Source organism: Pseudoalteromonas sp. SCSIO 43201, assembly GCF_023716725.1.
GTDB classification, from domain to species: domain Bacteria; phylum Pseudomonadota; class Gammaproteobacteria; order Enterobacterales; family Alteromonadaceae; genus Pseudoalteromonas; species Pseudoalteromonas peptidolytica.
Genome location: NZ_CP072683.1, coordinates 894,029 through 908,372, shown reverse-complemented (window position 1 = coordinate 908,372; position 14,344 = coordinate 894,029). Strand labels below are relative to the sequence as shown.

Annotated in this window: 14 protein-coding genes; 1 reads left to right on the top strand and 13 read right to left on the bottom strand. The window is 42.9% G+C overall.

All coding sequences use genetic code 11. From position 1 onward, the window contains the following. Positions 1–24: 24 nt before the first annotated feature. From J8Z24_RS03870 to J8Z24_RS03810, 13 genes are all read right to left on the bottom strand, one after another. A complete protein-coding gene (locus J8Z24_RS03870; RefSeq protein WP_252095295.1) occupies positions 25–2,481 on the bottom strand; it encodes a hypothetical protein in 2,457 nt (818 codons plus the stop codon). Beyond that, positions 2,472–3,551, bottom strand: a complete 1,080-nt coding sequence (locus tag J8Z24_RS03865) for a type II secretion system protein (RefSeq protein ID WP_128731871.1) — start codon at positions 3,549–3,551, stop codon at positions 2,472–2,474. The genes J8Z24_RS03870 and J8Z24_RS03865 overlap by 10 nt, the downstream gene beginning before the upstream one ends. After that, on the bottom strand, positions 3,548–4,978 hold the full coding sequence (locus J8Z24_RS03860) for a pilus assembly FimT family protein (RefSeq protein WP_252095294.1): 1,431 nt from the start codon (positions 4,976–4,978) through the stop codon (positions 3,548–3,550). Before J8Z24_RS03860 ends, J8Z24_RS03865 begins: the two co-directional genes overlap by 4 nt. 2 nt (positions 4,979–4,980) lie before the next feature. Further along, positions 4,981–5,736 (bottom strand): prepilin-type N-terminal cleavage/methylation domain-containing protein, encoded by a 756-nt coding sequence (locus tag J8Z24_RS03855; RefSeq protein ID WP_128731873.1) that lies wholly within the window; start codon positions 5,734–5,736, stop codon positions 4,981–4,983. After that, positions 5,737–6,210 (bottom strand): hypothetical protein, encoded by a 474-nt coding sequence (locus tag J8Z24_RS03850; protein ID WP_252095293.1) that lies wholly within the window; start codon positions 6,208–6,210, stop codon positions 5,737–5,739. Then, positions 6,207–7,514 carry a hypothetical protein gene (locus J8Z24_RS03845; protein ID WP_147388806.1) on the bottom strand — a complete coding sequence of 436 codons (1,308 nt, stop codon included), beginning with the start codon at positions 7,512–7,514 and terminating at the stop codon, positions 6,207–6,209. Before J8Z24_RS03845 ends, J8Z24_RS03850 begins: the two co-directional genes overlap by 4 nt. After that, on the bottom strand, positions 7,514–7,999 hold the full coding sequence (locus J8Z24_RS03840; protein ID WP_252095292.1) for a hypothetical protein: 486 nt from the start codon (positions 7,997–7,999) through the stop codon (positions 7,514–7,516). The genes J8Z24_RS03845 and J8Z24_RS03840 overlap by 1 nt, the downstream gene beginning before the upstream one ends. A gap of 9 nt (positions 8,000–8,008) precedes the next feature. Next, positions 8,009–8,830, bottom strand: coding sequence for a type II secretion system protein (locus J8Z24_RS03835; protein WP_252095291.1), 822 nt, complete (start codon positions 8,828–8,830; stop codon positions 8,009–8,011). Positions 8,831–8,840: 10 nt separating this feature from the next. Further along, positions 8,841–9,647 carry a type II secretion system protein gene (locus J8Z24_RS03830; RefSeq protein WP_252095290.1) on the bottom strand — a complete coding sequence of 269 codons (807 nt, stop codon included), beginning with the start codon at positions 9,645–9,647 and terminating at the stop codon, positions 8,841–8,843. A 13-nt stretch (positions 9,648–9,660) separates the two neighbouring features. Beyond that, positions 9,661–10,446: a type II secretion system protein gene (locus tag J8Z24_RS03825; protein WP_147388805.1), complete on the bottom strand. Its 786-nt coding sequence runs from the start codon at positions 10,444–10,446 to the stop codon at positions 9,661–9,663. A gap of 33 nt (positions 10,447–10,479) precedes the next feature. Then, complete coding sequence (locus J8Z24_RS03820) at positions 10,480–11,085, bottom strand: type II secretion system protein (RefSeq protein WP_128731880.1); 606 nt, start codon at positions 11,083–11,085, stop codon at positions 10,480–10,482. 681 nt (positions 11,086–11,766) lie between these two features. Beyond that, positions 11,767–12,471, bottom strand: coding sequence for a DUF3581 family protein (locus J8Z24_RS03815; RefSeq protein ID WP_128731881.1), 705 nt, complete (start codon positions 12,469–12,471; stop codon positions 11,767–11,769). 98 nt (positions 12,472–12,569) lie between these two features. Continuing rightward, complete coding sequence (locus J8Z24_RS03810; protein ID WP_128731882.1) at positions 12,570–13,208, bottom strand: cytochrome b/b6 domain-containing protein; 639 nt, start codon at positions 13,206–13,208, stop codon at positions 12,570–12,572. Positions 13,209–13,467: 259 nt separating this feature from the next. On the opposite strand from J8Z24_RS03810, the gene J8Z24_RS03805 reads away from it, so the two are divergent. Continuing rightward, entirely contained in the window at positions 13,468–14,322 is an 855-nt protein-coding gene (locus J8Z24_RS03805) for a type 2 periplasmic-binding domain-containing protein (protein WP_147388802.1), read from the top strand. Positions 14,323–14,344 lie beyond the last annotated feature (22 nt).

Here is a 14,344-nt window from a genome sequence, read left to right as displayed (position 1 = left end):
AGTCGTTTTAATTGAAATTGGTGATTAATTGTTTAATTCTTTTAGGCCGCCATTGGCATCTAAAATCGCTGCGTTATCGATTGCTAGCTGAACTACATTACGTGCATTCTTTTTCGCCTTTTCAGAGCTAGATACGCTCTTCTTAGCTTCGTGAAGCTGCTTTGCTGTTAATCCGATTACGGCAGTATCTGCCGCCGCTGCTAAGCCGTAACTTACCGTTGCAGCTACTTGCATACCAGCTGAGACGCACATATTCACAGCAAGACCTAAGGAGGCTGCACATGCGGCAAACTTGGCACCGGATTTAACCCCTGAAGCGGCTGTCGTTGCGACCGTTGAAGCAAGTTTTGCTGGTGCCATCGCCATATCTGCAATAGCTTGGGCTTCAGCTCTGTTTGCTGACACCAATACACCACTGGCGTCGTTGTAAGTCAGTACGCTGCTTGCAATGGTTTGCTCAATTGAACGATAGGTTTCAAGTAATGCTGGACAACCTAATTGCGTGCTCAGGTTAGAAACTGAAACGGGTACGGTCGTATCATCATAGGTATTCGAATGTGCTTGCGCTTCTGAAGCGAACAATCCATTGTTATTTACAAGTCGGCTTCGACTATCTAAACGCTGGTTGTTTCCGAGCCTGATTAGCACATAGGCAAGCGACTGCTGAGATGCAAAATTCATCCGCAGCGCTGGTTGGAAACCTGCACTATTAAGGGATGTATATAAGCTATTCCCAACATTTTGCTCAATTGATGATTTAAAAATATTATTCGGTTTTGAATTATCTACCCAGTCCAGCAGTGCTAGCTTGTAGCAAAAATCTCCCAAGTTTGTGAGTACAGGGTAATCATAAGGTGAATCACTCTCATCGGTAGTATCAGGAGCTGTCGCACCAGCTTTTGCCACTTTATCAAGGTAACTTAATAGGTTGCCTGCTTGTTCCTGCACTTTACATTCTGCAACACTAAACCCATATTTAGGGTCTTTGTACTGCTCAGCCATCTGCTCACAAACGTGGGCTGGTGAGTCTTTGTTACTCTCGTACTTATCAACCTCAGCTTGATCTGACCTAAACGCATCTTCAAACTCTGTGATCACACCATCTGAGCGCTGGAATGTATCGCGAAATAGCTTGGTCATGACATTATCAAGGCGAGTATAAAGGCCTTTGAGTTTGTCATAATTTGCTTTTTTCTCTTGCTCTGCAGCAGTAGGTGAATCTGGTAGGGTGTAATCAAATAACTCGGCACGAGATTTAAAGTCACCTTTAACATCACGTTCAGTGACATCATCCCCCGATTTTTCTTTTATTTTCCCCGTATAATAATCGTCTACTTGACCACGCACGTCGCTAAGCGCTTTACTAAAGCCCTCATATAATGTACTTGACGCTCGCGTGCTTTTATTTGCAAAATCCATGGCTGCTTGATTCATCGCGGTACGGATCAATGCTTCATTACTAGAGTTCAAATCTGTCAATTGGTCAGCTGCAATTGCGTAACTATCCAAGCTGGTAAACCCTTGCTTATAGTAATTGTTTAACGTTGCGTCAGATTTGGTTATCCCGTTGTAGCTACTCACCTCTTGATTAAATTGATCGATTAATTGCTCAAGCTCTGCTCTTTGTGCGTTGACCTCAGCAATCGACATATCTGAGCGAGTCAACAAGGTGTTTACGATTTGGTTAGCATCACCACTCACTTCACCTAATTTTTGGTAGTACTCATGAAAGTCTACCACTTTATGAAGTCTAGCCTCAGCTTGTGTTACTTCCTTATATACCGAAGAGTTTTCCGAGAAGTCATCCGCTTTGTTCGTATCACCATCCAATAAGGTGATTTTTACTCTGCGCTCAGATGCAAGTTTAGAGATATAGCTTTGGTTGATTTCATTGGCAATTGCGTCACCTCGCTTGTCCGCATCGCTACTGTATTTATAAGCTTTATTAACGATGATACCAGCTCTAAACGCGTCTAATTGCGCTTGAACATTTTGGTTATGGGCTACGTTAGGGTCTGGCGTATAGGTTTCTGGTTGCGTGTCATCTGGTGGTACATCAGACACGGTAACGTCTTGAGGAATGCCTCCTTCAAAGTTTACTTTACGAACCTGCTCATTCGAAGACGCTAAATCAAAGCGTTGCCCGTTCAGCGAATCACGGTATGGCGCATAATTTAATCCTCGAACATCGCGCTTTGTTAGCCCCAAGGTGTTATACGGGACTAAACCTTCGGTGCTCGTCAAGGCACAATCTTCAAGACCATCTGAGTCGGCACTATCCGGACAAGGTAACCTATGATGAATAGCAATAAAACCGTTGATTGCTTCATTCACTCGCTCAGCAGATAGCTTTTGTTGTGATACCACATCTAGCTCATCTTGCTTTGCCACCACGGCGCTAAGCGCAGCCGCTCCTGCGGTTATCGCAAGCAGAGTAACCATTAAAGGAAATAAACTAAAACCTGCGTGATTTAGTCGCATGAAATTGCACTCCCTTTTTGTTCTTGTGTGAATGTTCTTAAGGTATTACAGGTAGAATTTAGCTTTCCAATATATTCCTGAACTTTGCTTTTTTGCGACTTCGCCCGGTCTTCTGTTTTTTCAGCATTCACTAGCGCTTCAATTGAACTGGCAACCGCAACAGCAGCCGCAGCGATATCAATTGCAGATGCTGCAACGGCACTCATTGTAGAAGGGTCTCCACTAGTTGCATCAGCAGCGCCGTCTAAATTACCAGCAACTGCAGAGGCGGCTTGCGCTGCTGCTACTGCCATATTGACACCGGAACTCACTCGTACCATGTAGAGGTCACTCAGTGTGCCGTCTAGCGTTCCAATCGTAGAGTTAAAGGCTTCTCTTTGAATGTCCAATAGTCGAATTTGACTTTCCATGCTATTGGCTGCAACCAGTAATCCGGTACAATTTAGCTCTCCAAGTAGCGGAACCAAGCCTTTGCTTACCGCTCTATCGTCACTGATAGCTCGCTCTGTTTTTCCAGGAATAAGGTAGGTATTTTCCCTGTTGTAAATTAATTCGGAGCCAACTTGACTCACAGTATCGACGTTACCATCGCTTAACTGACCATTGTCATAATCCTTGAGGCCACCGCTGATTAAGGTAAACCCGGTTTGACCAGCATTTGCAACCTCATTAGTTCTAATATGCTGACACAAGGTATACATATTCGTCGCATTTGTGCTGCTAAGCACTGAGCTAACCTGATAGCGAATAGGCTGATTCCAAGCGTCTGTAATTACGCCATCAAGCCCTAAGGTTTCGTAAGGCAAGGTACCATAACGAGAACCACAGTCTTCTTTGCCATCTTGATTGGTATCTGGGCAAGGGAGGCGTAGATTGGTTTGTAAATAATTAACTAAAATATCTTCAGCGGCAAAAATACTCGACTCAGTGACCAAATAGTCATTTCTTGTTTGCTGTTTGTTAAATGCACCAAAGCCAATACCTGCAATTACAGCCAGCAGGCTCGTCAATATCGCCAGCTCAAGTAATGAAATGCCTTGTTGCTTTTTAAATGAATTTACACTGTTCACTTGATTTGACCTGCCTGCTCTATTTCACGTGCTTTTTGCAGCTCTGCTCGCATCGTTGTACCGGCAAGTTGAGCTCGCTGGATAAGTTTGTCATGATATTCAAGTGCCGCACTGAGTGTGTCACGAGCATCTCTTTGTTCTGTTGTATTCGTGTCTAGATACCACTGCACTTTAACGAGATCAGCAACTGCAAGCGCTAAGGCAAACCCCGCAGGCACTGCAGCACCGCCTTTAGAAGATATCATGTCATCTGTGGCATCCTTTATTGCCGCAATATTGAAAAGCTTGTCTAAGTTAAGAAAAATCTCATCAAGCTCAAGTCGAGCTATCCCCTCTGCGGTGTTGAGCATATATATTTCAGAGTTAGCTAGGTGAAGCTGATACATGTTCTCATTGGCAATGTGTGCAATACCTTTAAATAAAGAGGTGTTTGCTTGGCTAAGACGCTTACCGCAATTCAACTCTCTATTAAGCTGTGCAAATGACTTAATGAGCGTAGTGTCATCATACTCATTCGTTGCAGTACGCGACTCTGCTTGAAATTCAAATACATCATCGGTATTTCGCTCAGAATAGCCTTCACCCGTAAGTACTTTTTGTGAGCGAGAAATAGACAGTGCGTAGGCGGGATAAATAATCCCCGCTGTCCCATTTTTTGCTTGGATACGCTCTGTAAATAAGCGTTGATTTTTTTTGGCACTGAGCACATCACTAATTTCATTGCCGCGCTCAAGTGCTGTTAGCTGCTGGCAAAAATCAAGCGTGTTGATGGTATTGGTTGTAGTTTGATAGCCATCACTTTGCTGTAGGTCATCAGAGTCGCTGGTTTTATTAAAGCTTCTACCTAAGTAGCTAAAATATAAGCTGGTACTGCTATCAGCTACACGGTAACGATTCACCGCACAATCACTTTTGCCCTCTTCACAAAGGGGCTCGTGGTTTACAGGGACTTGATTATAGTGATTATTTTGGATGACCAAATCTTTGCTGTCTTGCTGCTGCCTGTAAACGCCGTATTCAATACTCACTCTACGCCATTCTTCATCAGCATTAAGTGCGATTTGCAAATCCGCGACAGGTAAATAACCGACATGCACTTTGTTATCGCCACTGACACCGTGCTCCGTCGGATTTACCGTAACCCCAGACGGCACCGTACAATCTTCACGGCCATCTAAATTGATATCAGGACAGGGTAAACGGTGGTGAGTTTGTAAAAAGCCTAAAATTGCCCCATCGATTTCATCAAGTAGTAAGCGTGACTCACTGATTGATAAAGTTGGTGAGTCTTCGCTTTTCCCTCCAGCACCAATACCAGAGGTCATAACAGGTAAAATAGCTGCAAGTAATAAACTTAAAACGGCCATACTCACTGCTAATTCAACAAGGCTAAGCCCTTGCATACGCTTAAGTTGACTGCGAACCATAACTAATTACATACCTGCGAAATTAAGTTTGCCATCGACACAAAGTGCACCACATCGTCATACTGTGCTGACTTCTCACGACCTGAAAATTCGTAGCAATTATTGCCGCTGCCATTTTCGCCATCCAGCATACCGTTTATATTGTCCAAATCTTGTGCGCCCCCTGAGACCAACACAAAAGCTGGATTAAAAACATCAGCAGCCTGACAATTCAATCCCCGAGCTCGGATCACCGACAGTCTGTTGGTACTGATAGCAGCTCTATAACGAGACTTGGTTTTTTCACATAAATCATCGAGGTTCAGTCGCCCACCATCCCAACTGCTTGTTGCACTGTCTACTAACTGAGTCAATGCAAAATCAACGGCATAAAATGGGGCATTGCCAAAAGTATCAACGGGTCGTTGCTCTAGCGCGAGTGTTGTGAAAGGCAAAGTACCTTTTAATAATTCAGGTGGCGTTGCTGCATTAGGGCAATCTTCACTACCATCATTATTGGTATCGGGACAAGGTAAGCGATAATGGGTTTGCGTAAACAGCAAAAGTGGTGCTGCGTAAGCATCTAAACTGAGATTAGAGCCTGAGGCGGCAAGCTTTTCATTACTACTTGTTGCCTGCACTCCGGGCTTTTTACTGTTGTTCATCATCATCCCAGTGCCAACAGAAATGAGGATCCCTACAACCATGATATAAACCGCAAGCTCCAACAACGTGAAGCCGCGGGTTTTACGCTGTGTTATTACCCCGATACTTGGCATTTATAGCGCCTCACCAGTCATGCTTAACCGCGCCATCTGGCCTTGCTGATAAAACACCGCAGTTCTATCTTGCACATCAACAAGCTTTGCACCAGACGGTAAGGTCTGGCCAAGCTCATACACTTGGTTATCGACTACTGCGTACATTTTATCTGCTGACTTATAAACCATGCTCAAGCTATGCTGGTTAATCACACTTTGTAAGTCAAAGTTGGCATCTCTTGCCACGTAGCCAAGCATACCCAGTGACAATGCCTTATCGTTTTCAGCTATCACAATTTGTTTGTCGAGGATAGGCAACAGCGCATGCAGCCGCTCCTCATCAAATTTAGAGTAATTGAGAGTGTGTAAGGGCGGTACTCTTACAGGGTCGTTAAAAGACACTTGAGCAGGTGCTAACCAATTCGCAACCGCTGTAACAACACATGCGCCGAGCGCTATTCCAACGCCTGCTAATCCTAATTTTTTACTCATAGTGGACGCTCCAAATCTAATGCAAAGCTAACCCCTTTGAAGCTGGTTTGTACCGAGCTATCTCTAAGCTTGTAACCTTGACTTGTGAGTGACTTAACAAATTGGTTAAAGTGCTCTATTGGATCGTCTGATTGCGCAGTTTGTGTCCCCACTAAACTAATAAAAAGCTTGTTTTCGTCAGTTTGTTTTGGGTAATCAAAACTTATCCAATCAAAAACCACAGAGTTTTGTGGAATAGCCGTTGCAATATCAGCGAGAACTTCATGATAGCCGGGCAATTTAGAAGCATGCTGAATACGTTCTAAATCATCCAAATAGAGCTGATAGTCGTTTTGCTGAATGACTTTGTTTGGAATTTGCTTAGTTAATGTACTTTGCATGCTCTGCACTCGAGCACTGAGCTGTTGATGACTTTCGCTGACTTGGAAGTATTGAAGGCCAATATAAGCATTTGCTGCAAGCAATAAGCTAGCCACCAATGGCAAGCTTTTTTTAGCCAAATAAAGGTATTTTGACTCGCTTTGATTCAGTGCATGCTTAAGCGATAAGCTACCCAAGTGAGGTGCTAGTGAACTAAACATAGGCTGGCCATCAACAATCACAGGAGTTGCTGTGACAGGCTCTAAATCAAGCTGCAATTCACTGGCAAGCGCTTCAGCCCAATCAACACTTGCGTCTGGTTCTAACCAAAAATGTACCGACACTGAGGTCGACTTCAAACGCAATTGGCGCTCAAGCGTACGCAAAGCATTGGTCAAACTTGCGATACGGTTTTCACCTTGGAACATCACCTTAGGCAATGACTCAAAGCCAACCACTTTACCCTTTTGACTGAGTAAAATACTAATATCACTTTCTGTGACAACGAAGCTAGCTCGTACCTGATTGCTCTTATTTGTCGCCGCAAGGCTGGCGTAGAGCTGATAATAAGAAAACAACAGGGTATTGTGTAACGTATTATCTGCAATCACCTGATAACGATTATAGGTTTCTAGATTAACCGGTGCGTAAAACACACTGTTGTTCATTTGCGCTTGCTTGTTTTTTTGGATCGCAAGCAACTGCACATTACCTACAATTTCACCACTGTCTTTTAACTCTTTGGATAAGATAAATTCAGCGTATTTATAATCACACTGAATATGCTTAAACGCCGCAGTTGTGGCAAAGTCTGTCACCAAATGAACGTTTTCAGACAAGGTACCGACAAAGTTATTTACGCCTTTATGCTCTAGCGTCTGCCAGTTTTTTCCGTCGATTAAGACCAGCTTTCCATGGCTTTCAACTAAATACTTATTTGACATTATTTCTGTACCACCAATGCTGTGCCTTTATAAGACAGTAAGAAGTTTTGTACTTCATTTTGGCTGTGTTCCAGCATTTTCACTCTATCTGTGATACTGCCAGACAAGCTCATCCCTTCACGACTCAACTGAAAGTTTTGAGGTACATAAAAGCGCCCAGGCTGACTATGTGTTTGTGACATATAAGCATCAATTTCGGCGATAGGGATCATTTGGCGGAAGTTAACTTTATACGCTTGCAAACTAGACTCACCAAGCCCTAATGAACTTGCTTTCTCGGTTAACTTAGTAACCGCAGCGTCGAAGTTTTTTCGCTGCTCTAATTTAGCTAAATAGCGCTTTTGCTGCTGTTGTTGATTTATTAGTTCAGAAAGAACTAAACGCTCTGATCTTAATGCTTTATGGGCAGAAGCCTGTAGGTATCCCACTACAGGCAAACTGATAGATAACAGCAAAATGAGCGCTAAGCTGATGCGAGTAATCATACTGCTCTCTTATTGCTCCATTTTGTAAACCGCAGTCACTAACATTACGGCATCTTCGTCTCGGTTAAGTCCTTCACGACTTTCCACAACTTGGTCGTTCATCGCATAGGTGTTGTTACCTAACCATTCGCGACCAGACTCACCAGACGTTGTCAGTGAATTTGGATTAGGGTTGTATTGACGGAACATACCTTCGATTGCATCTGCTTTGCCATCAATCATACGGTCAAACTCTCGAGCCAGCTCAGGGGTAAGGCCTCTTAGCACCATCACATTGCCACTGCCGTGAATTTGCCCCTCAGGGTTCCACTGGAAACATACCTGAACTTCTTGTGGGTTACCGTTGCTGTCAAGGTAGACAAATCTATCTTCCCTACCTTCAGAACGAGCTGCTGGCATGCGGATCCCTTGGCGATCCATCAAATCATGTAAACTTTGTGCAGCTAGCGCACGGTCATCGTCCATACCGATACGAGTATACCCTGCCCCCTCACAAATACGCGGCAGTGTTTCTGGCAAGCGAATATCACTTCCTTCAACACCTGGCACCCCTGCGCCACCAGCATTTTGTTGACGAATACCGACATACTCAAACTCTTTACCCGCAACCATATAGCGCGGCTCTTGCTCACTATCACCTAGTACAACACCGGTGCGGTTATAGTACTGGTTATATGCCATTACCCACTGGTCGATAAATGTTTGCTTAAGCTTTTGTACTTCGGCGTTACGCTGTAGGTTTTGTCCTACTGACACAGCACTGATGATCAAGCCAATTACCACCAGCACGACCGCCATTTCAACTAGCGTGAAACCTTTATTCTTGTTCATTCTTGCTACCTTACTGATTCATCTTGTAGTGTGCAGTGACAATTTTTACTTGTGCTTCGTCTGTAAATCCTGAAGCGGTTGAAGCCGTGGTGCTTGCTTGACTGTCTTTGTTCGTGAAGCTCCAGCTCACTTGTGGTGTAGTCGCTTGCTCTCTAAAGCGACCTTCTGCGGCGTTGATTTGACCGTCGATCATCTCATCTAACATACGCGCAAGATCTGGAGTTAAGCCCGCAATAACCATCACGTTACCTGAGCCTGAATTTGAGTTTGGCTTGTTCCACTGGAAACACACTTGAATTTCTTGCGGGTTACCATTGGTATCTAGATAGACATAACGATCTTCACGACCTTCTGCACGCCCCGCTGGCATACGAATACCAAGCGCATCAAAGTAGCTATGTAGATTTTCAGTGCTATTTTCACGTCTTTGCGTGTATTGGTCGATGTTTTGTCCTTGACATAAACGCGGCGGCTCGTCAATTTGACTGTAGTCTCCACCTGTATTTAGCTCTAAAAACTGCGATACCGTTGTGGTTTTTTGATTGTCTTTAGTAAATTCACCAGCGGCATTTACTGCAAACGTTGGCGTACTTAGGCTATCGCCAACAACCACACCTGTGCGCATATAATACTGGTTGTAAGCCTGTTCCCATTGATCCACAAACTTTTGCTTTACTTTGTTATATTCAGAACTACGCTGCAAGTCTTTACCAATTGATACCGCACCTAAAATTAGCCCGATAACAACCAGCACCAAAGCCATTTCAACTAGCGTAAAACCCGTTTGCTTATTCGACTGAAGAGGTTGGTTTTTCATTCTCTGGTTCCTGTTATTGAGTCATGCGGTAAAATGCAGTAAGGGTAGAAACTTGCTGATGATCTTCTACCGCTGAAGTCGTGTTACTCGCACCACCTGTGCCAGCTGTTGTTACTGTATTGTTACCTGTTGGCCAACCATCACCGCCATTACCTGTACTCAAGCCAAGCGTGATTGCGTTATCTAAACGAAAGCGGCCATCGTCAGCATCCACAAGGCCATCAATGGCGCTATCTAGTGAGCGTGCTAAGTCAGGAGTTAGCCCCTTGATCACCATGACGTTACCAGCACCATGGTCTGCACCTGCTACCAAAAATTGGAAACAAACGGTGAGCTGTTGTGGATTACCATTGGTATCTAGGTAGACATATCTGTCTTCATAACCACTCGCTCGACCTGTTGGCAAACCAATACCAGCACGGTGGAAGTAGCCTAGTAAATCAGCTGTTTGACCAACCGTTGCAGGCGTTGAACAAAGCTCTGTGATATTTGCTTGAGAAAGTGCATTATCAGCAGTTCCAAGCAGTGTGTTAATAGTATTGTTGTCAGTAACATTTACCGCATTCACCGCTAATGTTGGCGTTTTTGGGCGGTCTCCAACTACCACGCCCATGCGGTCATAATATTGGTTGTAGGCCTGTACCCATTGGTCAACAAATTTTTGTTTGATCTTTTTGTATTCAGCATTTCGCTGCATATCTTTACCGACAGACAGCGCGCCAAGAATGAGCCCTATCACAACCAGTACTAAAGACATCTCAACAAGAGTAAAGCCTTGCTGACGATATGTTTTCTTCATCGCTATTGTTCCAAGTAGTTAGAGAGTTAAAAGTTAAAATGGCATACGGTAGTAAGCATCTACCGATTGTAAATTGGTGTCATTGGCTACAGGCCAATCGGCATCGGCATTAGCGCCAGTAATGAGGCGAAACATACCGTCACTGGCGTTACTAAGGCCATCAATTGCAGTGTCTAGCTTTGCTGCCAAATCGGGGGTTAATCCATTGATACGTATTGCATTTACTGCAATCTCTGAGCCTTGAATACGCCACTGCTGTACGTGAGATAAGCACACTGCTATTTGGCGAGGGTTATTGTCTAAAGCATTAAAAACGGCTTTGTCTTCACGACTTGCGCCGCGGCCAGTTGGCAGTTCAATACCGGCATCATTAAAAAACTTGCGCAAATCAGCATCACAAATATCGCCATTGCCTTGGTTTATTTTTCCAGTGGCGGGAGTTATGTCTCCTGGGACGAGGCCAACATAATCAAAATAGATTTTATAGGTTTGTGCCCAAGGCATAACAAAACGGCTTTGGATCTTGGTGTACTCTGCATTTCTTTGAATGTTTCCGGCAACCGAGCTAATGGAGATCAACAGTCCAATCACCACTAAGACAATTGATAGTTCGACGAGAGTGAAACCTTTTTGATTCATGCTACTACAGTATCCAGTTGATAGTTTTGATGTTTAACCTGTTCTACTGATGATTAATGGAAGTTAGCTACCAGTTTTAACGCTAACTACGCTTAATTCACCTTCAAAAGCCAGCATTTTGGGCATAAATTCGCCTAACTTACATCCAGTAGGTAGCTTGGTAAGCGTTCGGTGCAAAGGCAATATCCACCAAAAATGCTTGCTCAAGTAAAGAAGCAGGTTCAAACAAGTTTTATAAACAAGAGGTTAGCTTTTGCTTACTCAAACCTTAGTTGCTGTAAATTTATTGCTTAATGCTGCTAGCGGTGACGAATCTTATACAACAAAACCAAAACACACAATAGTGCATAAAGTTAAATTGTAATCAAAGGAAATTAATACCACCCCATTAAAAACAACAACTTGTAAAAAATAAAAGTAAAAATTGTAAAAACACAAGTTTAAAACCAAAAACAGAACTAATGATTCAAAAGCAACTATAATCCAAAAGTAGCACCGATTTGAATTACACGTCATTACACGTACGTTTGGAATTTAACCAAAAACAATACTTTGAGCGTAAAGATTAAAAAAGGGGCAATGAAAAGGAATGAGATACTAGAAAGTAAGGTAGGAATGAAATGGTCAAAGTTATTCAATGGGTGAACTTAACCGTGTTGCACCCATATAAACATCAAAAATTTAACAAGCAGGTTTTAAGGTTAACTTCCTGTTGTTATAATAGGTAATTAATTCATCGACTGTTTGCTGACAATATTCGCGGATCCCAGAAACCAGCATATGCTTTTCCCCAAAACCTACTTTTGTACCATTTGCGGTTAGGTTAAAGCGTAAATTGATTTTTCCACGCTTGCCATCATAGCTAAACTCAGGTTTGTCAGCCTCAAGTGATACTTCACTGACTGAGATATCATCCATTTGAATGCTCATAGATTCGTAGATAACCATAGGTCTTGCGGGGTTTATCATTACCTCTTGCTCACCCATCAATGGAATGATCACATGTGGGAAGGTAGTTCCAGAAAATTCAACATAATTTGTAGTTAAACTATCGATAAGCGATGAGCATGTACTTGTCTCCCCTTTGCGTGTTACAGAGAGCATTACTTTGTCGTTTGCCATAATATCAAACTGCGCACTGCCCTCGGGGAAAGTAAGAACGGTTGTTTCATCAACCATTCCTACAAAGCTAAACTGCATACTTTCACTCAAGCCATAGTGTTTAAGTACTAATGAGAAAAGTAGATCCCCTGGCACACAGAACTTTTTTGCATCTACATCATGTAATGGGTTGTAATCGTCCGCAACGCCCTTGGCAAATGAGCTGCCTTGCTCTCTGGTAATGGTGATCTGATTTGCCTGTTGTTGATAATACGGCTCTAACATCGTTACTTTTCTCTAACCTAGATAATAAAATTGCGCCATATTACCAGAATTTTTAGCACTAGAGGTCGAATCTGTTTCGGATATTCTGTTGCGAAATATTACAACAAACTATTCAGCGGCTCAGCGCCCCAAGTAAGCAGTAACAGCACCGACAATATTATAAAAATAAAATAAGCGACAATACCTGACTTCATTTTTGGCGCAACAGCAGCATTCTCTTGCTTGCCTGTTAGCAGTGTTTTAACTAAATTCTGACCTTTCAAGCGGTACATTACAATCGCCACGATATGAATAGCAATCGCCGCGAGCAATATGTCAATATTGGTGTGATGGATGTCACCTGCAATCTCAACTAAATCGTAAGAAACATACTGGGCGAGTGGACCTTCCACCAAAATATCATCTGTCGTCATTAATCCAGACCCCAGCTGCACAATAATCAAGACAAAAAACACCAGTACCATTTGGCTGCCAGCCGGGTTGTGGCCAACATGACTTTTACTGGACTTGATGGCACTCACTATGGCTTTTGGTGAATGAAATAACGCGCTAAGTTTTGCCGTTTGGCTGCCAAATAGCCCCCAAATAAGTCGAGTAGCCATTAACGCCAGTAACAAATAACCTGTAACAAAGTGAAGCTCCATCATACCTTCTTCACCCGTGATATATAAAGTAACCAATCCAACCACAAGCAGCCAATGAAAACCTCGGATGAACCCGTCCCACACTTTAGTCATAACGTATTTGCCCCAATAATCAAAACTACCGCTATGATGACAGGTTCTAAAACGCAGTACAAAAACTTATCGTTAAAACGCGCTTGATTGATACATCTATATCATTTATGAAATTGTTAACAGATGACTTTATTCAAATGAATGACGACGTCAAGCTGGCTATAGCCTACGAAAGTGCACGAGAATATAAACCTAAAAGATAAATAACAGCGAATGTTCTATAGTAAGTAGAAATAGGTGTTATCACATTGGGGTAATGATGAAATATATGCTGATGTTGCTACTCATACTTAGTGGTAGCTGTAATGCAAAAATTCTCCTACTCTCTATTGAACCTGATGATGAATTTCGACTTTTTTCAAAAAAATCGAATAACCTAGAGTCAGATACAAACAACCTTCTACTCAATCAGTTTGGTCGCGATTTTTTTGATTTTAAAATAGTCACGCCGAGCGAGCTAAATCAGTTACTTGCCAGTGACCAAGCAGTATGTGCTGTATCACGACTTAAAACGCCAAGCCGACAGCAAACTTTTTTGTTCACTATTCCTATTCATTTGTATCCCAGTCACCGCCTCTACTACTTTAAGCAAAGCACGCCCATCGATGCCAGCTTAATTAATAGCACAGGCAAACTAAAGTCATTGAATAGCTTAATGGTATTCTACCCTGATAAAACCATTATTCGAGAAATCGGCAAATCGTATGGTACAGCTATTGATGCTGCATTATCTGAGCTAGCACCACACAATGTCTCAGTCCAGCCATACAAAACATCGGCGGATACTATTATTAAGGAGTTTAGTTCAGGTAAGGTTGACTTTATATTAGCCTACCCCACAGTATTTCAAAATAGTTTCCCTAAAGATAAAGCACACTTGATAGGCTCCTTACCTCTTGCGAATAACCTCTCTCATCTAGAAGGCCATATAGCCTGTAGTCACACCCGCGAAACACAGGCATTTATAAAACAAGCAAACGCCATGATACGGGCGCTTTACCCTACCAAGCTTTATATTACGACGCACCTAAAGTACCTACCAAAACCAGATCATCTACTGATCACTCGCAGACTTGCAATGTTGAGCACCAAATACAAACCCATCCAGCCATAATGACGATTAGCTCAATGTTAAA